General features: G+C 61.1%; 19 protein-coding genes. 16 read left to right on the top strand and 3 right to left on the bottom strand.

What is annotated here, in order from left to right:
- Window positions 1–11: 11 nt before the first annotated feature.
- Window positions 12–1,223 (top strand): beta-ketoacyl-ACP synthase I, encoded by a 1,212-nt coding sequence (gene fabB / locus DET50_RS03840; RefSeq protein ID WP_113861544.1) that lies wholly within the window; start codon window positions 12–14, stop codon window positions 1,221–1,223.
- On the opposite strand, the gene DET50_RS03835 is transcribed toward fabB, so the two are convergent.
- Window positions 1,210–1,566 (bottom strand): helix-turn-helix transcriptional regulator, encoded by a 357-nt coding sequence (locus DET50_RS03835; protein ID WP_113861543.1) that lies wholly within the window; start codon window positions 1,564–1,566, stop codon window positions 1,210–1,212. The two genes, fabB and DET50_RS03835, sit on opposite strands and share 14 nt — an antisense overlap.
- Before the next feature lie 196 nt (window positions 1,567–1,762).
- On the opposite strand from DET50_RS03835, the gene trhP reads away from it, so the two are divergent.
- The 13 genes from trhP to trmL all read left to right on the top strand — a co-directional run bounded on the left by trhP (window position 1,763) and on the right by trmL (window position 15,716).
- Window positions 1,763–3,082, top strand: coding sequence for a prephenate-dependent tRNA uridine(34) hydroxylase TrhP (gene trhP / locus DET50_RS03830; RefSeq protein ID WP_113861542.1), 1,320 nt, complete (start codon window positions 1,763–1,765; stop codon window positions 3,080–3,082).
- Window positions 3,083–3,556: 474 nt separating this feature from the next.
- Window positions 3,557–5,005 (top strand): Fe-S cluster assembly protein SufB, encoded by a 1,449-nt coding sequence (gene sufB / locus DET50_RS03825; protein WP_113861541.1) that lies wholly within the window; start codon window positions 3,557–3,559, stop codon window positions 5,003–5,005.
- Window positions 5,006–5,066: 61 nt separating this feature from the next.
- Window positions 5,067–5,840 carry a Fe-S cluster assembly ATPase SufC gene (gene sufC, locus DET50_RS03820; protein WP_113861540.1) on the top strand — a complete coding sequence of 258 codons (774 nt, stop codon included), beginning with the start codon at window positions 5,067–5,069 and terminating at the stop codon, window positions 5,838–5,840.
- Window positions 5,841–5,852: 12 nt separating this feature from the next.
- Complete coding sequence (sufD, locus tag DET50_RS03815; protein ID WP_113861539.1) at window positions 5,853–7,139, top strand: Fe-S cluster assembly protein SufD; 1,287 nt, start codon at window positions 5,853–5,855, stop codon at window positions 7,137–7,139.
- 6 nt (window positions 7,140–7,145) lie between these two features.
- Entirely contained in the window at window positions 7,146–8,399 is a 1,254-nt protein-coding gene (locus DET50_RS03810; RefSeq protein WP_113861538.1) for an aminotransferase class V-fold PLP-dependent enzyme, read from the top strand.
- A 13-nt stretch (window positions 8,400–8,412) separates the two neighbouring features.
- Window positions 8,413–8,769, top strand: a complete 357-nt coding sequence (locus DET50_RS03805; protein ID WP_113861537.1) for a HesB/IscA family protein — start codon at window positions 8,413–8,415, stop codon at window positions 8,767–8,769.
- 157 nt (window positions 8,770–8,926) lie between these two features.
- Window positions 8,927–9,469, top strand: coding sequence for a putative Fe-S cluster assembly protein SufT (sufT, locus tag DET50_RS03800; RefSeq protein WP_092006559.1), 543 nt, complete (start codon window positions 8,927–8,929; stop codon window positions 9,467–9,469).
- Window positions 9,470–9,676: 207 nt separating this feature from the next.
- Window positions 9,677–10,141, top strand: coding sequence for a SufE family protein (locus tag DET50_RS03795; protein ID WP_113861586.1), 465 nt, complete (start codon window positions 9,677–9,679; stop codon window positions 10,139–10,141).
- A gap of 321 nt (window positions 10,142–10,462) precedes the next feature.
- Complete coding sequence (gene traF, locus DET50_RS03790; RefSeq protein ID WP_113861536.1) at window positions 10,463–11,785, top strand: conjugal transfer protein TraF; 1,323 nt, start codon at window positions 10,463–10,465, stop codon at window positions 11,783–11,785.
- Between the two features lie 275 nt (window positions 11,786–12,060).
- Window positions 12,061–13,185, top strand: a complete 1,125-nt coding sequence (locus tag DET50_RS03785) for a tRNA nucleotidyltransferase/poly(A) polymerase-related protein (RefSeq protein WP_113861535.1) — start codon at window positions 12,061–12,063, stop codon at window positions 13,183–13,185.
- 8 nt (window positions 13,186–13,193) lie between these two features.
- A complete protein-coding gene (locus tag DET50_RS03780) occupies window positions 13,194–13,940 on the top strand; it encodes a pteridine reductase (RefSeq protein WP_113861534.1) in 747 nt (248 codons plus the stop codon).
- A gap of 127 nt (window positions 13,941–14,067) precedes the next feature.
- On the top strand, window positions 14,068–15,246 hold the full coding sequence (locus tag DET50_RS03775) for an acetyl-CoA C-acetyltransferase (RefSeq protein ID WP_113861533.1): 1,179 nt from the start codon (window positions 14,068–14,070) through the stop codon (window positions 15,244–15,246).
- A 5-nt stretch (window positions 15,247–15,251) separates the two neighbouring features.
- Window positions 15,252–15,716, top strand: a complete 465-nt coding sequence (gene trmL / locus DET50_RS03770) for a tRNA (uridine(34)/cytosine(34)/5-carboxymethylaminomethyluridine(34)-2'-O)-methyltransferase TrmL (protein WP_113861532.1) — start codon at window positions 15,252–15,254, stop codon at window positions 15,714–15,716.
- Between the two features lie 200 nt (window positions 15,717–15,916).
- Here trmL and secB read toward each other — a convergent pair whose 3' ends face one another.
- Window positions 15,917–16,417, bottom strand: coding sequence for a protein-export chaperone SecB (gene secB, locus DET50_RS03765; RefSeq protein WP_113861531.1), 501 nt, complete (start codon window positions 16,415–16,417; stop codon window positions 15,917–15,919).
- Window positions 16,418–16,627: 210 nt separating this feature from the next.
- A complete protein-coding gene (locus DET50_RS03760) occupies window positions 16,628–17,044 on the bottom strand; it encodes a rhodanese-like domain-containing protein (RefSeq protein ID WP_113861530.1) in 417 nt (138 codons plus the stop codon).
- 249 nt (window positions 17,045–17,293) lie between these two features.
- Here DET50_RS03760 and gpmM point away from each other — a divergent pair, with 249 nt between their 5' ends.
- A complete protein-coding gene (gene gpmM / locus DET50_RS03755; protein ID WP_113861585.1) occupies window positions 17,294–18,841 on the top strand; it encodes a 2,3-bisphosphoglycerate-independent phosphoglycerate mutase in 1,548 nt (515 codons plus the stop codon).
- 17 nt (window positions 18,842–18,858) lie between these two features.
- On the top strand, window positions 18,859–20,001 hold the full coding sequence (locus DET50_RS03750; protein WP_258546034.1) for a murein hydrolase activator EnvC family protein: 1,143 nt from the start codon (window positions 18,859–18,861) through the stop codon (window positions 19,999–20,001).
- Window positions 20,002–20,017: the final 16 nt, after the last annotated feature.

Raw genomic sequence — 20,017 nt, 5'->3', positions numbered from 1 at the left:
GAGTTAACAGAATGCGTCGCGTTGTAATCACCGGCATGGGGATCGTCTCCAGCCTGGGAACCAACCAGAAAGAAGTAGCCCAGTCCCTGCGTGACTCGAAGCCCGGAATCGGCTTCAGCCAGGAAGCCAAGGACAACGGCCTGCGCAGTCACGTGTGCGGCCAGATTGACCTGAACCTGCCCGAGCTGATCGACCGCAAGCTCTGGCGCTTCATGTGCCCGGCTTCCGGATACACATACCTGGCCATGCGCGAAGCCATCGAGCAGGCCGGCCTCACCGACGAGCACATCAAGGCTGACACCACCGGCCTGATCTTCGGTCAGGGGGGCGCCTCCACTGTGGAACTGCTGGACTCCATCGACACCCATCGCGAAAGAGGCATCCGCCGGGTCGGTCCTTACCGGGTGCCCCGCACCATGGGCAGTGCCATTAACGCGTCCCTCGCCACCGGCTTCGGCATCCGCGGCATCAACTACGGCATCACTTCCGCCTGTGCCACTAGTGCCCACGCCATCGGCCACGCCGCCGACCTGATCGCCCTGGGCCGTCAGGATGTGATGTTTGCCGGCGGCGGCGAAGACATCCACTGGACCCTGAGCCTGCTGTTTGACGCCATGGGAGCACTGTCCACGAAGTACAACGACACCCCGGAGCTGGCCTCCCGTACCTACGACGCCGACCGTGACGGTTTCGTTATCTCCGGCGGTGGTGGTGTGCTGGCCCTGGAAGCACTGGAACATGCCGAGGCCCGTGGCGCCAACATCCTGGCCGAACTGGTCGGTTTCGGAGCCACCTCCGACGGCGCAGACATGGTTGCCCCCAGTGGCGAGGGCGCGGTGCGCTGCATGAAGCAGGCCATGAAGAATCTGGATGGCGAAATCAGTTATGTGAACACCCACGGCACCAGCACGCCGGCCGGTGACATCACCGAACTGAAAGCCCTGAAGGAAACCTTCGGCGACAAGATCCCGCCGTTGAGCTCAACCAAGCCGTTGTGCGGCCACGCCCTGGGCGCCGCCGGCGTTCACGAGGCCATCTACAGCCTGATCATGCTGCGGGAAGGTTTCATCGCACCGTCCGCCAACATCCAGAACCTGGATGAGGGTGCCGAAGGCTACCCGATTGTCCGCGAGCGCATGGACAACCAGAAGCTGGACCTGGTGATGAGCAACAGCTTCGGCTTCGGTGGCACCAACGCCACCCTGATCTTCAAGAAAGTCTGAGGGAACGGTATTCAGCCGGGGAAGTGCCCATCCAGCGCTTGAACGCCCTGCTGAATGCACTCAACTCCGAGAACCCAAGCTGCTCGGCGATTTCCACCAGCGGCTTGGTTTTATCCTGCATGTAGGTAAGCGCCTGCTTACGGCGGACTTCTTCCAGCAAGCTGGCAAAGGTCAATCCTTCTCGCTTCAGCTTCTTGTGCAGGGTGTAACGGCTCATGTGCAACTGGGAAGCCACAACCTCCACCCCGACCTTGCCGCGGGCAAGCTGCACGGTGATCAGCGAACTCACACGGGCACTCAGCGACACCCGCGCAACCTCCGGCCTCAGAGGCTCTGATGCCATGAACGATTCCTCCTGTGTTCTATATGGCCTTATCTGCCAAGCCGCTTAGCGTACACGTGTTAGCCGAAAACAATCAATAAGACCTTTGAGCGAGATCAAAGCCCGCCCTCACGTTTTCCGGCAAACTGCGCGCCCTTGTAATGTCACCATGGCGGGACTGTACCCGCCCCGCACCCAGAATACCCGGAGTTTTGCCATGATCACCCCGGAACTGCTTGCCCCGGCCGGCACCCCCGAACACCTTGAAACCGCCTTTGCCTACGGCGCCGACGCGGTCTACGCGGGTCAACCACGCTACTCCCTGAGAGTAAGAAACAACAGTTTCAAGGACGTTGCAGCCCTGGGCGCCGGCATCAGCCGCGCCCACGAACTGGGAAAACAGTTCTACCTGGTCTCCAACATCGCGCCCCACAACAACAAGGTGCGCAGCTACCTCAAGGACCTGGAACCGGTGATCGCACTGCGCCCGGACGCCCTGATCATGTCTGACCCCGGCCTGATCATGCTGGTCCGGGAGAAATGGCCGGACCAGCCCATCCATCTTTCCGTTCAGGCCAACGCCGTCAACTGGGCCACCGTCGAATTCTGGCGCCGCCAGGGCATCAGCCGCGTCATCCTGTCCCGGGAACTGGCCCTGAACGAAATCCGCGAAATCCGCGAACGGGTTCCCGACATGGAACTGGAAGTCTTCGTCCACGGCGCCCTGTGCATGGCCTACTCCGGCCGCTGCCTGCTCTCCGGCTACATGAACCACCGCGACGCCAACCAGGGCGCCTGCACCAACGCCTGCCGCTGGAACTACAAAGAAGTCCAGCACAGCCACGACCAGACCGGCGACCTGATCGCCACCTCGGCCACCAGCGACGTGCAGGAAGTCGAACCCCGGGAAATCCTCCTGGAAGAGCCCAACCGCCCCGGCGGCTTCATCCCCGCCTACGAGGACGAACACGGCACCTACATCATGAATTCCAAGGACCTGCGCGCCGTCCAGCATGTGGCGGAACTGGTCAAAATGGGCGTCCACTCCCTGAAAATCGAAGGCCGCACCAAAAGCACCTATTACGTCGCCCGCACCACCCAGGTCTACCGCCGCGCCATCGACGACGCCGTCGCCGGCAAAGGCTTCGACATGGGCCTGATGAACGAACTCGAAGCCCTATCCAACCGCGGCTACACCGAAGGCTTCCTCCGCCGCCACGTGCCCCAGGAATACCAGACCTACGAACAGGGCTCCTCCTTCCTCGGCACCCAGCAGGTAGTAGGGACTGTTGCTGATGCGGATGACCGATGGCTGACCATCGACGTCAAAAACAAATTCGCCCCCGGCGACCAGCTGGAACTGATCACCCCGGCGGGCAACCTGCGGTTCAGTGCGGACAGCATGGAAAACCGGAACGGCGAGGCCATGGACTATGCGCCGGGCAGCGGGCACGTCGTTCGCATACCACGCCCGGACCACCTGCCGGAGCACCTTGCCCACACCTACCTGACCCGGATCTTACCCGCGGGCGAATAGCAACTAGTCTGAGGCAGAGGGCGGGCCTTGCCTCCCCAGACTGTGTGTTGCCAGGGATGGCAACACCAAGCCCCCATGGATGGGTTCACGGCGTGTCTGGGGAGGCAAGGCCCGCCCGCTGCCCCTCCCATTTCGCACAGTCCTGCAAAAGGTCAGACTATCGACCCAATTGTCCGCACCCTTAGTGCCCCAAAGGCCGATTAAGGTATAATCCCTACACGCTCGATTTAATACCTGACTATTTTACTCTGGTATTGTATAATCGCTCGCCAGAAGCAACGGATTCGCCCACTTGAAAGCGTCGGGCACCACAAATCCGTCATCCAAAAACCGATTGCAGGGCGTACTCACACCGTGAGCGACCACTGCAACACCCGACTAGACTGAAGATAGCCGCCCGCCAGCCCGACCAAACGGCTGCCGGTGACACCAAGGGCCAAGAGCCCGAGATGAGAGAATTACGGAGCGACGATCATGGCGACCACCGACCAAGAGGTGAACGAGCTGATCAAACGGGAATACGAACACGGCTTTGTGACCGAAATCGAAGCCGACACGTTCGAACCCGGACTGAACGAAGACGTCATTGCCCGGCTTTCCGCCATCAAGAAAGAGCCGGAGTGGATGCTGGAATGGCGCCTGAAAGCCTATCGTCGCTGGCTCGAGATGGAGGAGCCGGACTGGGCTCACGTTGGTTACCCGAAAATCGACTACAACTCGATTTCCTACTATTCCGCGCCCAAGCGTAAAGAAGACATGCCCCAGAGCCTGGACGAAGTCGATCCGGAGCTGCTGAAGACCTATGAAAAACTGGGCATTCCCCTGCACGAGCGTGAAAAGCTGGCCGGCGTGGCAGTAGACGCGGTCTTCGATTCTGTCTCCGTCGCCACCACATTCAAGGAGCCGCTGGCCAAAGCCGGCGTCATCTTCTGCTCGATTTCCGAGGCCGTCCGGGACTACCCCGAACTGGTGCAGAAATACCTGGGTACCGTCGTACCCCACGGTGACAACTTCTTTGCCGGCCTGAACTCCGCGGTCTTCTCCGACGGCACCTTCGTGTATGTACCGAAGGGCGTACGCTGTCCGATGGAACTGTCCACCTACTTCCGCATCAACGCCGCCAACACCGGCCAGTTTGAGCGCACCCTGATCATTGCCGACGAAGGCAGCTATGTCAGCTACCTCGAGGGTTGCACCGCACCCATGCGGGATGAGAACCAGCTGCACGCCGCCGTGGTTGAGCTGGTAGCCCTGGACGACGCCCAGATCAAGTACTCCACCGTCCAGAACTGGTACCCGGGCGACGAGAACGGCAAGGGCGGCATCTACAACTTCGTGACCAAGCGTGGCGCCTGCATCGGCAAGAACTCCAAGATCTCCTGGACCCAGGTTGAGACCGGTTCTGCCGTCACCTGGAAGTATCCGAGCTGCGTCCTGCGGGGCGAGAACAGCGTGGGCGAGTTCTACTCTGTAGCGCTGACTCACAACTACCAGCAGGCCGACACCGGCACCAAGATGATCCACCTGGGCAAGAACACCCGGAGCACCATCATCTCCAAGGGTATCTCTGCCGGCAAAAGCTCCAACGCCTACCGGGGCCTGGTGAAATTCGGCCCGGGCGCGGAAGGTGCGCGAAACTTTACCCAGTGTGACTCGCTGCTGATCGGCGACCGCTGCGGTGCCCACACCTTCCCGTACATCGAGAGCAAGAACAAATCCGCCATCGTCGAGCACGAGGCCACCACTTCCAAGGTCAGTGACGAGCAGATGTTCCTCTGCCGCCAGCGTGGTATCGACCCGGAACAGGCCGTCTCCATGATCGTGAACGGCTTCTGCAAGGAAGTGTTCAAGGAACTGCCGATGGAATTTGCAGTGGAAGCCGGCAAGCTGCTGGAAGTCAGCCTCGAAGGCTCGGTGGGCTGATCCGGCCGGACACCACAGGCAACGTATTCACACAGATTCAGAGATAGAGAGACGCGAACAAATGCTTAGCATCAAAAACCTGCACGCATCCGTTGAGGGCAAAGAGATCCTCAAGGGCATCAACCTGGAAATCAAGGCCGGGGAAGTTCACGCCATCATGGGCCCGAACGGTTCGGGCAAGAGCACTCTGTCCCAGGTGTTGGCAGGCAACGAAGCATTTGAAGTCACCGAGGGTGAAGTCACCCTGAACGGCGAGAACCTGCTAGACCTGGAAACCGAGGAACGCGCCCGGGAAGGCATCTTCCTGGCGTTCCAGTACCCGGTGGAGATCCCCGGCGTCAGCAACCTGCAGTTCCTGCGCACCGCCGTCAACGCCATGCGCACGCATCGCGGCGAGGAGGAGATGAACGCCGCCGAGTTCATGAAACTGGCGAAGGAAGTCTCCAAACAGGTGGACCTGGATCCGTCCTTCCTCAAGCGTGGCGTCAACGAAGGCTTCTCCGGTGGCGAGAAGAAGCGTAACGAGATCATGCAGGCGCTGCTGCTGCAGCCGAAACTGGCCATCCTCGATGAGACCGACTCCGGCCTCGACATCGACGCCCTGAAAGTGGTGTCCGATGGCGTCAACGCTCTGCGCTCCGAAGACCGCGCCATCCTGATGGTCACCCACTACCAGCGCCTGCTGAACCACATCGTGCCGGACTATGTTCATGTTCTGGCCGGCGGCAGGATCATCAAGTCCGGCGGCCGCGAACTGGCCCTGGAACTGGAAGAGAAAGGCTATGGCTGGCTCGGCATCAAGGACGAAGAAACTGCCGACAGTGCTGCCAACTAAGGAGGCCGCGGAATGAAACCAGCACCGACTCTTTCAGCCGCGTTCCTCGAATCCGCCGGCCAGTCCCTGCCCAAGGCGCTACTGGACCTGCGCAAGCAGCGCGGTACCGCCCTTGTGGACATGCCGCTGCCGACGCGGAAAACCGAGAACTGGAAGTACTCCAGCAAATATCTCAAGCTGACCGATGAAATGGCCAGCAGCCTGCCCTCGCAGGGCAAGGCGCTCACTGGCCAAGAGGTACCGGGCTACCGGATCGTGTTCCTGAACGGCGTGATCCAGCCGGAAGCCAGCAAGTTTCCGCAAGCTGATGGCATCCGGATAGCCAGCTTCCGCGACCTGGATGACCAGGAAGCCGCTGAACTGGCCGATCAACTGGACAACACCCTGGACGACAAGGCCGTACAACTGGCCCGCCTGAACGCCGCCCGTTTCGAAGATGGCCTGCTGATCCGTCTTAAGCCGGATGCCGTGCTGGACCAGCCCCTGTTCGTTATCCACGAAGTCACGGCTGACGCCAGCGGCTCCGCCTTCCCGCGCATTTTCATCGACGCGGGTCGCCACAGCCAGGCGACCCTGGTGGAGGAATACCGTTCCAGTGGCTCCGAACCGGTCATGGTCAACACCGTCACCGAGTTCCAGCTGGCCGACGGCGCCAACATCACCAACCTCCGCCTGACTATGGAAGGCGAGAACGTGCAGCACATTGGTGCTACCGGTGTCCGCCAGCAGCGCAACGCCCGTTTCGAGAGTCACACCGTCGGCTTCGGTGGCCCGCTGCGCCGCCACGACCTGCAGGTTCGCCTGGAAGGTGAAGGCGGCGAGTGCAAACTCAACGGCGTGGTGGTCACCCAGGGCAAGCAACACTACGACAACCACACCACCATCGAGCATGTGGCCGCCCACTGCAACAGCGAGGAGACCTACCGCAACATCGCGGCGGACCAGTCCCACGCAGTGTTCAATGGCCGGATTCATATCCACCAGGACGCCCAAAAGTCCAACGCGGATATGAACAACAAGAACCTGCTCCTGTCCAACGGTGCAGAGATCGACACCAAGCCGGAGCTGGAAATCTACGCTGACGATGTGAAGTGTGCCCACGGTGCCACGATCGGCCAGCTGGACGAGATTTCTCTGTTCTACCTGGTGTCCCGGGGCATCGCCCGGCGCGAAGCCAATGTGCTGCTGACCATGGCCTTCATCAACGAGCTGGTTGAACAGATTCCGCTGGAGACGGTGCGTGAAACCGCCCACACCCGGCTGAACCAGTTCTTTGACCAGACCTTCCAGGAGGTGTGACCGGTAATGACTGACCTGTCCGTGGCAAACAGCGCCAGCACCACCGCATTTGACGTGGAAGCGGTGCGCCGTGATTTCCCGATCCTGTCCCAGCAGGTGAACGGCAAGCCCCTCGTGTACCTGGACAACGGCGCCTCGGCCCAGAAGCCGGTGGCCGTGCTTGATGCCATGGACCGCTATTACCGGGAAATGCACTCCAACGTGCATCGGGGCGCCCACACCCTGGGTGACCGTGCCACCGCGGCATTCGAAGGCGCCCGGGAGACTGTGCGTAACTTCGTGAATGCCGCCAGCACCCGGGAAATCATCTGGACCCGTGGCACCACCGAAGCCATCAACCTGGTGGCCAACGGCCTTGCTCCCCGCCTGAAAGCCGGTGACGAGATCCTGGTCAGCCACATGGAACACCACGCCAACATCGTGCCCTGGCAGATGATCGCCGAGCGTACCGGCGCGAAAGTGGTGCCGATCCAGGTCACGCCCGAAGGTGAACTGGACCTGGATTCCTTCAACAGTCTGCTCAACGATCGCACCCGGATCCTGGCCATTACCCACGTTTCCAACGTACTGGGTACGGTTAACCCGGTGGCTCCGCTGATCGAACAGGCCAAGAAGCGCGGCATTCTGACCCTGGTGGACGGGGCCCAGGCGGTCCCGCACTTCAAGCCGGATGTGCAGGATCTGGGCTGCGATTTCTACGTGTTTTCGTCCCACAAGCTGTTTGGCCCCACCGGTATCGGCGTGCTTTACGGCAAGGCCCAGTTGCTGGAGGAAATGCCTCCGTACCAGGGGGGCGGCGAGATGATCGAGCGAGTGTCGTTCGAGCGCACCACCTGGAACGTGCTGCCCTACAAATTCGAGGCCGGCACGCCGGCGATTGCCGAGGCAGTCGGCCTCGGCGCCGCCATCGACTACCTCGACAGCCTGGACCGTGGCGCCATGGAAGCGGCCGAGAAGGCCCTGCTTGAGCGCGCAAACCAGCTGGTGGAGACGGTACCGGGCATGGAGATCATCGGCACCGCCGCCAACAAGGTTCCGGTCATGTCCTTTAAAATCGCCGGCCTGCACCCCAGTGATATAGGTACGCTGCTGGATCAGCAGGGCATCGCCATACGCACCGGCCATCACTGCGCCATGCCGCTGATGGATTTCTACGGAGTACCCGGTACAGCCCGGGTCTCCTTCGCGTTCTACAATACGCTGGACGAGGTGGACAAACTGTTCACCGGCCTGCAGAAGATCCAGCGCCTGTTTGCCTGATGGAGGTGGAATCATGACAGCCGAAGTCTTCACCCCAAGTGACGTAACCGTGACCATGACCCCCAGTGCGGTCAGGCACGTGCGCAAGCAACTCGACAAGAAGCCCGATGCCAAAGGCATTCGACTGGCCATCAAGAAAAGTGGCTGCTCCGGCTTCAAGTACGAGACCCAGTGGGTGGACGAAGCAACAACCGATGACCGCGTGTTCCACATCGACGGCGTGGACGTGTTCGTGAAAGAAGAACACCTGCCGATGGTGAACGGCATCGAGATCGATTTTGTCACCGAGGGCGTGAATTCACTCTTCAAGTTCCGCAACCCGAATGCCACGGCAGAGTGCGGGTGCGGGGAGAGTTTTACCGTCGCCTGATTGGTAACAACGGGGTCAGCGGTGAAGACGGGGTCAGATGAACGCTTTCATCTGACCCCAACTTAGGTAAACCCCGCGGACAGTTGAAAACGGGGTCAGAAGAAGGCTTTCTTCTGACCCCAACTTAAACAAACCAAAGCACATTACGAGACCAGGCATGCAAGAACGGGAAGTGGTCCTGACCAAACGCGAGGTGGAAGCACGCCTCGTTCCCGCCGGAACCGAGATCATGATTCCGGCGGACACCTTTGTGACCATCACACAGTCCCTTGGCGGCACTTTCACGGTGGCCGTCAACGGCAACCTGGCCCGGATCGAAGGCCACGACGCCGATGCCCTGGGCAAGCAACCGCTGGAAAGCAGCTTCGAGACCCCGGAAGACGGCACCGTCAACGAAAACCAGGTCTGGGAAGCACTGCGCAACTGCTACGACCCGGAAATCCCGGTGAACGTGGTGGACCTCGGACTGATCTACGAATGCAAGATCGAGAACGACACCGGGGAAGGCAACCACGTCTACATCAAGATGACCCTCACCGCCGCCGGCTGCGGCATGGGCCCGGTGATCTGCGATGACGTCAAACGCAAGGTCGAACACGTTCCCAACGTGGACAAGGTGACCGTCGAACTCACCTTCGATCCGCCCTGGAACAACGACATGCTCACCGACGAGGCCAAGCTCGAGCTCGGGATGCTCTGAGGCTTGAACATGGGGTCAGAAGAAGGCTTTCTTCTGACCCCGACTTCATCCTCCGGGCCTGAACCGCTAACATGGGGTCAGATGAACGCTTTCATCTGACCCCGTTTTAGAACCCGACCCTGGGATCTGAATTCCCCCGGGGTCTGAAGAAAGCCTTCTTCTGACCCCATGTTCCTCAAACCCAGCGCCGAAAACAGCAGCAATCAAATGACCGCCACCAAAGAAGACTTCCTGAACAACCCCCTTGGAACCAAAACCACCCTGGAAGATGTCATGGACGCCTTCGAATTCCTGGATGACTGGGAAGAACGCTACGCCTACATCATCGACCTGGGCAAGCAGCTGCCCGCCTTCCCGGACGATGCCCGTACCGAGCAAAACTACGTGCACGGCTGTCAGAGCCAGGTGTGGCTGATCCACCACTACGATGAAACCAGCGGCAAGCTGTACCTGCTGATCGATTCCGACGCCATGATCGTGCGCGGCCTGGCGGCGATCATCCTGGTAGCCCTGAACGGCAAAAGCCCACGGGAGCTGCTGACCACCGATATCGACGAACTGTTCGAAGAGCTGGACCTGTTCCGCCACATCTCCCCCACCCGTGGCAACGGCCTCCGGGCCATGGTGGGCAAGATCAGGGACCTGGCCGCGGCGGAAGCGGCCGAATCCTGAGTGTGAACCGAAAGTCTGATGAACGCTTTCCCCTCCGGGGTCTGATGAACGCCTTCACCTGACCCCAATTTCACCTCAGGGGTCTGAAGAAAACCTTCTTCTGACCCCAGGTTCGATCAGGCCCCGTGGTTGCAATCCAGGACGGGGTCAGAAGAAAGCTTTCTTCAGACCCCAGAGCCAACCGCCCCAATTTTCACGCTCGCCAACTTACACAACGAAAACAATCTGTTACCACTTGTGTCATGTTCCCGAAAGGCACCTGCTCTAACCTGTCGGCTCCGTAATATTTGTCCTCTTAACAAACCCAAGACAGGTATCCGAATGAGCAGTAACCGTCTGACCAGGCTCTCCGTGGCCATCGGCCTCTCCATCGCCACAAGTACCACCTTAGCCAGCCCCCAGCAGTTCATGTCCGCCCGTTCCTTTGGTATGGCCGGCACCGGCGTTGCCACCGCGCACCCGGCGGATGCTGCCATGACCAACCCGGCTATGATGGCGGCGGATCACCACGACTGGTCAGACGATTTCGGGCTGATGCTGCCATCGGTTAACGCCCGTGCCGCCGATGAAGAAGAAACGGTGGACCAGATCGATGACATCCAGGATGTGATCGAGGAGTTCGACCGTCTGGTTACCGAATTCGAGAACACCTCCAACCGCCAGAATGCCGAGAACCTGGCCGCCAGCGCCGCGGATCTCCGGGACCGTCTGGTTTCCTTCGACGAAGACACCGTCCGGGTCAATGCCGGCCTTGGGCTCGGTCTCGCCGTACCCGGACAAAGCCTCTCTGTCGGCGTTTTCACTAACGCCAACCTCACGGCTACTGTACGCGGCGAGCTGTCCGACAGCGACCGTAGCCTGCTGGACGACATCGTAACCGCAGCTGAATCGGGCTCACCCTCCAGCGTGCAGGCCATCATCGACGGAGCAGCAGTCGACAACCAGGGCGATATCCGCTTTGATTCCCGGGGCCGCATCCTCGCCTCGGCCGTCGGTGAAGTCGGTATTGCCTTTGCCCGCGCCTTCGAACTGCAAAGCGGTGGCCGCTTCCAGCTGGGTATCTCGCCCAAGTATGTGGAGCTGAGGACCTTCCAGTACACCGAGACCGTCTCCGGATTTGAGGACGATGAATTCGACGGCGACCAGTACCAGACCGACAAAAGCGGCTTCAACGTGGACCTCGGCGCCGCCTATGCCTTTGGCGATGAACACCAGTGGAACGCAGGCGTGGCCGTTAAAAACCTGATCCCCATGGAGCTGGATTCCGCAGCCAGCCGGCCCGAGCTGGGTGAACAGGTTCGCACCCTGGAACTCAATCCTATGGTCACTACAGGCATTGCCCACAAGAGCGAACACCATGTGGTCACTGCCGAGCTGGATCTCACCAAAAAGGAAGCCTTCGGCTTTGAAGATGACACCCAGTGGCTCGCCCTGGGCGCCGAGTTTGATGCCTGGCGCTATGCCCAGCTGCGCGTCGGCGTGCGCCACAACCTGGCCAGCAACGACAACAACGACGGCATCGAAGAGGATACCCAGTTCACCGCCGGCCTCGGCCTGAACATTCTGGGGGCGCGCCTGGATCTGGGGGCGCTTTACAGCGACGCGGATGTGGGTGCGGCCATCGAGATTGGCAGCGCGTTCTGAGCTGAACCTGAGGTCCGCGTGAACATGGGGTCAGAAGAAAGCGTTCTTCTGACCCCGTCTTAGGTGCCAACCTCGGGGCCTGATCGAACCTGGGGTCAGAAGAAGGTTTTCTTCAGACCCCTGAGCCAGCCGCCACCTCCTGACTCGGACCGGGGTCTGATGAACACTTTCATCTGACCCCTCTTTCACTCCCGTCTCTTCCCCCGTTATTTGCCAACCTCCCGCCCACACCCGATAATCCCCCCAACACCCGAACCAAAACCAAAGGCCTCTCCATGCAAACCTACCTGGTCGGCGGCGCCGTCCGCGACGAACTGCTGGGCATTGACGTCAAGGATCGTGACTGGGTGGTGGTCGGCGCCACTCCGGACGAGATGCTGGCCAAGGGCTTCAAGCAGGTGGGCGCGGACTTTCCGGTGTTCCTGCACCCGAAAACCCGGGAGGAATATGCCCTGGCCCGCACCGAGCGCAAGCAGGGCCGGGGCTACCATGGCTTCAGCGTCTACAGTGCCCCCGACGTCACCCTCGCGGAGGATCTCAAGCGCCGGGATCTGACCATCAATGCCATGGCCAGAGATGAGCACGGCAAACTGGTGGACCCCTTCCACGGGCTTGAGGATCTGAATGCGCGGCAACTGCGCCATGTTTCCCCGGCCTTTGCCGAAGACCCCCTGCGTATTCTCCGCACCGCCCGGTTTGCCGCCCGCTTCCAGCCCATGGGGTTCGAGGTACATCCGGACACCATGGCACTGATGCGCCGGATGGTCGACGAGGGCGAGGTGGATCACCTGGTACCGGAGCGGGTCTGGCAGGAAGTCCAGCGGGCCCTGCACGAGCAGGAGCCCGGAACCTTTTTCGAGGTTCTGCGGGACTGCGGAGCCCTGCCCGTCCTGATTCCCGAACTGGCAGATGATGACACCCTGGCCATGGCGCTGTCCGCACTTCGCAGTGTCGCGCGGCACGATACCAGTACCGATCAACGCTTTGCCGCCTTGCTACTTCCGCTGTCCGCCGAGCAGGCAATAACCCGCGCAGAGGCCATGAAGGCCCCGAACGACTGCCGGGATCTGGCGCGGCTGGCGTGCCATTTCAAAACCGGGCTCGCTGATTTATCCTCAAGTAAAGACGCAACCGCTTCGGCGCTTCTCGAACTGCTGGATTACGCCGATCTCTGGCGCCGCGAGACGCGCTTCGAGGCACTGATGCAGGTGCTGGACCATGCCCTGCCCGAAGACCTCCGGGCCGGGGTTCATACTCTGCAGATCGCCGCCCGGGCAGCCGTCGGAATCAATCCCAGGGAACTCCTGGCCCGGGGATTCAAGGGTAAGGCCCTGGGCGAGGCAATCCGGGCAGAGCGGCTCCAGCGTATAGAACAGGCATTGCCCGCATCCAACAGCTGAGGACAGACATGACTGACAATGCGCCCGTCGCACTGGTTACCGGCTCCGCCCACCGCCTGGGGGCCCGCACCGCCGAAATGCTGCATGATCGCGGCTGGAACCTGGTGGTTCATTACCGCACCCGGCAGACCCAGGCCACGGCGCTGACCGAGAAACTCAACGAAGCACGCCCCGGCTCGGCCATCTGCCTGCAGGCCGACCTGACCCGGATGGACGATGTCCACCGCCTCGGCAAGGAGGCACTCGCCCACTGGGGCCGGCTGGATGGTCTGGTCAACAACGCCTCGGTGTTTTACCCCACCCCCAATGGCGAAGCCATGTACGACGACTGGGACCGGATCATGAACACCAACCTCCGCGCTCCTTTCTTCCTGCTGCAGACCTGCCTGACTGCACTGAAAAATTCTCGCGGTAGTGTCGTCAACCTGATCGACATCTACAGCGAAAAGCCCCTGAGCAACCACCCGCTGTACTGTGCCAGCAAGGCTGGACTGGCCGCTCTGACCCGCTCCTGGGCCAAGGATCTGGCACCAAACGTCCGGGTCAATGGGGTATCGCCTGGCGCGATTCTGTGGCCGGAGAACGACGGCGCGATTGATCGGAGTTACCAGAAGGCCATCGTCGAAAAGACCCCACTGGCCACCACCGGCAATCCCGACGACATCGCCAGCATGGTGATTTTCCTGATGTGTGACGCCCCGTTTGTGACCGGGCAGATCATCTCCGTGGATGGCGGCCGCAGCCTGAACATGTAAGCCCAGCCGCTCCAACTCGCCGCGGCCAGGTTTTGGCCACCCACCCCTTTCCGGATACAATGCCGGCAGTTTTCCATCCCAGAGCGCGGGGCCATCAACCCGCGCCAGTAAATACCGGAGAGATTCCATGCGTGATGTCGTCATTGTTGCCGCCAAGCGGACCGCCGTCGGAAGTTTCGGCGGTGGCCTGTCCAGCCTGAACGCTGACCAGCTCGGTTCTGCCGTACTCAAGGCCCTGCTCGAAGAAACCGGTGTCGCCGGAGACCAGGTCAATGAAGTGGTACTTGGCCAGGTACTGACCGCTGGTTGCGGCCAGAATCCGGCCCGCCAGGCCGCAATCCATGCCGGCATTCCGGCCTCGGTACCAGCCATGACCATCAACAAGGTCTGCGGGTCTGGCCTCAAGGCCGTACACATGGCCGTCCAGGCCATCCGCTGCGGCGATGCCGAGCTGATGATCGCCGGCGGCCAGGAAAGCATGAGCCAGGCGCCCCACGTGCTGCCCAACAGCCGTAACGGCCAGCGCATGGGCGACTGGACCATGATCGACACCATGATCAAGGACGGCCTGTGGGACGCATTCAACGATTACCACATGGGCATCACCGCAGAGAATATCGTCGAGAAATACGGCATCAGCCGCGAGGAGCAGGACGCCTTTGCCGCCGCCTCCCAGCAGAAAGCCGTGGCCGCCCGGAAGGCCGGCTACTTCGACGGCCAGATCGTGCCGATCACCATCCCCCAGCGCAAGGGTGACCCGCTGGTGGTGGACAAGGACGAATGCCCCCGGGATGGCGTGACCGCTGAAAGTCTGTCCAAGCTCCGCCCGGCCTTCAAGAAGGATGGCACCGTCAGCGCCGGCAACGCCTCCTCCCTGAACGACGGCGCTGCGGCCGTCATGGTGTGCAGCGCCGAGAAGGCCAAAGAGCTGGGACTGACCCCGATTGCCACCATCAAGGCCCACGCCAATGCCGGTGTGGATCCGACCATAATGGGCACCGGCCCGATTCCCGCCAGCCAGCGCTGCCTGAAACTGGCCGGCTGGAGCGTGGATGACCTGGACCTGGTCGAGGCCAACGAGGCCTTTGCTGCCCAGGCCATTTCCGTCAACCGGGACCTGGGCTGGGATACCGACAAGGTGAACGTGAATGGCGGCGCCATTGCCATCGGCCACCCCATCGGTGCCTCCGGCTGCCGCATCCTGGTTTCCCTGCTGCATGAGATGGTTCGCCGTGATGTCCACAAGGGCCTGGCGACCCTGTGCATCGGCGGCGGCATGGGCGTGGCCCTCGCAGTGGAACGCTGAAGCCGATGCTCCATGTGGTGCTGTACGAGCCGGAGATCCCGCCCAACACCGGCAACATCATCCGGCTCTGCGCCAACACCGGCTGCCAGCTGCACCTGATCGAGCCCCTGGGGTTCAACCTGGAAGACAAACAGATGCGGCGGGCCGGGCTGGATTACAGCGAGTACGCCACCGTCAAGGTGCATGCCAGTTACCAGGCATTTCTGGAAACCGAACAACCCTCACGACTGTTCGGACTGACCACCAAAGGCAGCCGGTTCTATCACGAAGTGAGCTACCAGGATGGCGACTACCTGATGTTCGGCCCGGAAACCCGGGGCCTGCCTGAGGAGGTTAGGGAAAGCCTGCCGGAAACCCATCGGATCAGGGTACCCATGCGGCCGGAGAGCCGGAGTTTGAATCTGTCGAATACGGCAGCGCTGGTGGTGTATGAGGCCTGGCGGCAGCTGGGGTTTAGCGGCGGGGTTTGACGGAAATGAAAATGGGGTCAGAAGAAAGCTTTCTTCTGACGCCGGGGTTAGGCGCTGAGGTCAGCAGTAAAATGAAAATGGGGTCAGAAGAAAGCTTTCTTCCGACCCCGGGATTCGGCGCTGATCTTTGGCTCAGTGGTCTGGGGTAACTCAGGGGTCTGATGAAAACCTTCATCTGACCCCATCTTCACCGATCCCGCTTAGTGAGCCTGCTGCTCCCCAGTCCCTTCGCCAGCACCCTCTTCCTGCTTGCGCTTCAGAGCCTGGGCATAAATGGCGTCGAAATTCACCGGTGCCAGCATCAGGGCCGGGAAAGAACCCTTGGCAACGACGTTATCGATGGCCTCGCGGGCATACGGGAACAGGATGGTCGGGCAGTAGGCACCGAGCATCTGGCCCAGCTGTGCACCTTCGATGCCCTGCACCAGGAACACACCCGCCTGCTGGATTTCCACGATGTAGGCGACTTTCTCGCCGATCTTGGTGGTGACCGTCAGGGACAGGACCACTTCGTACTGGTTGTCGCTCACCTTGTTGTGGGAGGTGTTCAGGTCCAGATTCACCTGGGGCTTCCACTGCTCCTGGAATACCAGCGGCGCGTTCGGTGACTCGAACGACAGATCCTTCACATAGATACGCTGAAGGGCAAACTGGGGTTGGTTCTGGTTTTCATTGCCTGCGGCTTGCTGATTCTCAGCCATGTTCGGTCCTTTGTGCTCTTGGTGGGCGTTGGGCCCGGTTATTGTCTTGTTTCGAGGATGGGGTCAGATGAACGTTTTCATCAGACCCCTGAAGTCTGGAAACGGGGTCTGAAGAAAGCTTTCTTCTGACCCCTTCTTTATTCCATGCCGGCTCCGGCGAAGGTCAAACAGTGCGGCAGATCGGGCCCGAGATCAAGGCCCATCTCGGCGTTACTTTTTCACCAGCGGCAGGTTGCTGGCCTTCCAGTCACCGATTCCGCCGTTCAGGCGCACGACGTTGGTGAAGCCCTCGGCGTTGAGCTGCTTGACCGCCATGGCGGAATGCTGGCCCATCTTGTCGGCAACGATGATCTGCTTGTCCTTGAACTTGTTGAGCTCGGAGGCACGGCTCTTGAGGCTGTTCAGGGGAATGTTGACGGAGCCGGTGATGCGGCCTTCGCCGAACTCCTTGCGGTCACGGATATCCACCACCACGGCCTCGTCCTTATTGATCAGGTTGACCGCCGCCTGGGCAGAAACCTTGGCACCACCACGGCGGGCCTCCAGGATCAGGATCGCCACCAGGAAGGCCACAAACAGCGACACCAGAATGTAGTGATTGACAACGAATTCGAACAAGCGGTCCATGAAAACACCCTGAAAATTTGTTTGGCGGGATTATACACACCCAGCCTGCTGCAAAGAAGGCGGGGAAAGAGGGGGTCAGAAGAAGGCTTTCTTCAGACCCCGGGCACGCTGAAGTCGGGGTCTGGAGAAAGCCTTCTTCTGACCCCATCTTCACCAACCGGCAATCCCATCTCCATGGCTTGCGCGAATGAAAACGGTTACAATCTGACCTTCTCTTTTATCAAGTTTTCCAACCAACCGGATGATGTGATGACCGCGACGCGCAAGCCGACTGCACTGATTATCCTGGACGGCTGGGGTTACCGTGACCCCGCCGAAGACAATGCCATCAGCAACGCCAACACCCCGTTCTGGGATCAGCTGTGGGCCAACCAGCCCAAGACCCTGATCAACACCTCGGGCATGTTCGTGGGGCTGCCCCAGGGGCAGATGGGTAATTCCGAGGTGGGACACATGAACCTCGGGGCCGGCCGCGTGGTCTACCAGAGCCTTACCCGGATCGACAAGGATCTGGAAGAAGGCACTTTCCAGAAGAACGACGTGCTGTGCGCCGCCATCGACAAGGCGGTGAGCAGTGGCCGAGCCGTGCACCTGATGGGGCTGATGTCTCCGGGCGGGGTGCACAGCCACGAGGACCACATCCTGGCGGCGGCCGAACTGGCTGCCAGCCGGGGCGCCAAGGAAGTGTATATTCATGCTTTCCTGGACGGCCGCGACATGCCGCCACAAAGCGCCAAACCTTCCCTGGAAAAGGCCTCTGCCAAGCTCAGGGAACTGGGTGTCGGCCGGGTAGCCACCATCGTCGGCCGCTATTTCGCCATGGACCGGGATAACCGTTGGGATCGTATCGAAGCGGCCTACAACTCCATGACCCTGGGCGAGGCCGAATACACCGCAAACGACCCGGTTACCGCCCTGGCACAGGCCTACGAGCGCGGCGAGAACGACGAGTTCGTCAAAGCCACCCACATCCAGGCTCCCGGCGAACCCGACGGCACCATCAACGATGGCGACACCGTACTGTTCATGAACTTCCGCGCTGACCGCGCCCGGGAAATGACCCGCACCTTCGTGGACAAAGAGTTCGACGGCTTCGAGCGCCGCAAGCACCCGGAGCTGGCTGATTTCGTGATGCTCACGGAGTACGCCGCAGACATCAAGACCTCCTGCGCCTACCCGCCCGAGCAGCTCACCAACGGCCTGGGCGAATACATGGCCAAGCAGGGCAAGACCCAGCTGCGCATCGCCGAAACCGAGAAGTACGCCCACGTGACCTTCTTCTTCAACGGCGGCGTGGAAACCCCGTTCGAGGGCGAGGACCGCATCCTGGTGCCCTCCCCGAAAGTGGCCACCTATGACCTGCAGCCGGAGATGAGCGCGCCGGAAGTCACCGACAAGCTGGTTGAAGCCATCAAGAGCGGCAAATACGACCTGGTGGTGTGCAACTATGCCAACGGCGACATGGTCGGCCATACCGGCAAGCTCGATGCCGCCATCAAGGCCGCCGAGTGCCTGGACCAGTGCGTCAAGCGGGTCGTTGAGGCGCTCGACGAGGTTGGTGGCGAAGCCCTGATCACCGCCGACCATGGCAACTGCGAGCAGATGACCGACCCGAACTCCGGCCAGGTTCACACGGCTCATACCATCGGCCCGGTGCCGCTGGTCTACACCGGCCACCGCAAGGTCCACCTCAAGGACGACGGCAACCTCAGCGACGTGGCTCCGTCCCTGCTGACCCTCATGGGTCTGAAGCAGCCCGGGGAAATGACCGGGCACAGCCTGGTCGAGCTGGACTGATCCGGCTCGCCTTGGCCTTGAAGCCGCTACTCACCCTGGCACTCGCCCTCAGTTTTGGTCTGGGGGCAGTGCCGGTTCAGGCCCAACAGCAGGAAGTCACCCCCGCCCAGATCGAAGACCTCAAGGAGCGAATTGGGGACATCGACGAGTGGCTGGCTGATGCCGAAGAAGACCGTTCCGAGCTGGAACAGCAGCTGGCATCCACGGAGCGCCGCATCAGCGAACTGACCCGGGAACGCCGGAACCTGCGCGAAAAGGCCGAGCAGCAACAACAGCAACTGAAGGAACTGGAACAGCAGGAAGCCTCCCTCAAAGAGACCCTCAGCAGCCAGCGCGAAAGTCTGAAGCAGCAGATCCGTGCCGCCTGGATGGAAGGAGACGCGCCTGCCGTCAAGGTATTGCTCAACGAGATCGACCCGGACCAGATGGCACGGACCATGACCTACTACGAGTACCTGAGCCGAAATACGGTTGAGCGCCTCGAAGCCTTCCAGAAAAGCCTCCGGGAGCTGAGGCAGACCCAGGCCAGAGTCGTCGTGACCCGCGCCGAACTGACCGACACCGAAGCCACGCTCAGCAAGCGCCAGCAGGAACTGTCAGCCTCCCGAAAGGAACGGGAACAGACCCTGGCAGCGCTGAAAACCGAGATCCAGAGCCGGCGCAGCGAACGGGATGAACTGGAAGCCGACCGCAAACGCCTGGAAAAGCTGCTCGAGGACGTGCAGCAGGCCATCGCCAGCATTCCCGCACCCAACGAGTCCCAGCCGTTCCGTTCCCTGAAGGATAAGCTGCCCTGGCCAGTCCAAGGCAAGGTGGTCAGCAACTACGGCGACCGCTACGCCGACGGCAAGCTCCGCCGCAACGGTCTGCTGATCAGCACCAGCGAAGAGGCAAAGGTCAAGGCCATCCATTACGGCCGGGTGGTTTTTGCCAACTGGCTCCGGGGTTTTGGCCTGATCACCATCATTGATCACGGCGATGGCTACATGACACTCTACGGCCATAGCAGCAGCCTGTTCACCAGCCCGGGCGACTGGGTAGCGGCCGGCGAGACCATTGCCATGGCCGGCCAGACCGGCGGTACCGATACGCCGGCGCTGTACTTTGAAGTCCGCCATAATGGCAAACCGGATAACCCGCAACGCTGGCTGGCAGACTGAGGCTCCGGTTAGCCCA

Source organism: Marinobacter pelagius (assembly GCF_003315345.1).
Classification (GTDB): domain Bacteria; phylum Pseudomonadota; class Gammaproteobacteria; order Pseudomonadales; family Oleiphilaceae; genus Marinobacter; species Marinobacter pelagius_A.
Note: the sequence above shows the minus strand (reverse complement) of the source record. Positions and strands in the feature narration are given on the sequence as shown.

Excerpts from the sequence above, each read along its gene's own strand:
- fabB (WP_113861544.1), top strand. The coding sequence starts at position 12 with ATGCGTCGCGTTGTAATCACCGGCATGGGGATCGTCTCCAGCCTGGGA.
- DET50_RS03835 (WP_113861543.1), bottom strand. The coding sequence starts at position 1,566 with ATGGCATCAGAGCCTCTGAGGCCGGAGGTTGCGCGGGTGTCGCTGAGT.
- trhP (WP_113861542.1), top strand. The coding sequence starts at position 1,763 with ATGATCACCCCGGAACTGCTTGCCCCGGCCGGCACCCCCGAACACCTT.
- sufB (WP_113861541.1), top strand. The coding sequence starts at position 3,557 with ATGGCGACCACCGACCAAGAGGTGAACGAGCTGATCAAACGGGAATAC.
- sufC (WP_113861540.1), top strand. The coding sequence starts at position 5,067 with ATGCTTAGCATCAAAAACCTGCACGCATCCGTTGAGGGCAAAGAGATC.
- sufD (WP_113861539.1), top strand. The coding sequence starts at position 5,853 with ATGAAACCAGCACCGACTCTTTCAGCCGCGTTCCTCGAATCCGCCGGC.
- DET50_RS03810 (WP_113861538.1), top strand. The coding sequence starts at position 7,146 with ATGACTGACCTGTCCGTGGCAAACAGCGCCAGCACCACCGCATTTGAC.
- DET50_RS03805 (WP_113861537.1), top strand. The coding sequence starts at position 8,413 with ATGACAGCCGAAGTCTTCACCCCAAGTGACGTAACCGTGACCATGACC.
- sufT (WP_092006559.1), top strand. The coding sequence starts at position 8,927 with ATGCAAGAACGGGAAGTGGTCCTGACCAAACGCGAGGTGGAAGCACGC.
- DET50_RS03795 (WP_113861586.1), top strand. The coding sequence starts at position 9,677 with ATGACCGCCACCAAAGAAGACTTCCTGAACAACCCCCTTGGAACCAAA.
- traF (WP_113861536.1), top strand. The coding sequence starts at position 10,463 with ATGAGCAGTAACCGTCTGACCAGGCTCTCCGTGGCCATCGGCCTCTCC.
- DET50_RS03785 (WP_113861535.1), top strand. The coding sequence starts at position 12,061 with ATGCAAACCTACCTGGTCGGCGGCGCCGTCCGCGACGAACTGCTGGGC.
- DET50_RS03780 (WP_113861534.1), top strand. The coding sequence starts at position 13,194 with ATGACTGACAATGCGCCCGTCGCACTGGTTACCGGCTCCGCCCACCGC.
- DET50_RS03775 (WP_113861533.1), top strand. The coding sequence starts at position 14,068 with ATGCGTGATGTCGTCATTGTTGCCGCCAAGCGGACCGCCGTCGGAAGT.
- trmL (WP_113861532.1), top strand. The coding sequence starts at position 15,252 with ATGCTCCATGTGGTGCTGTACGAGCCGGAGATCCCGCCCAACACCGGC.
- secB (WP_113861531.1), bottom strand. The coding sequence starts at position 16,417 with ATGGCTGAGAATCAGCAAGCCGCAGGCAATGAAAACCAGAACCAACCC.
- DET50_RS03760 (WP_113861530.1), bottom strand. The coding sequence starts at position 17,044 with ATGGACCGCTTGTTCGAATTCGTTGTCAATCACTACATTCTGGTGTCG.
- gpmM (WP_113861585.1), top strand. The coding sequence starts at position 17,294 with ATGACCGCGACGCGCAAGCCGACTGCACTGATTATCCTGGACGGCTGG.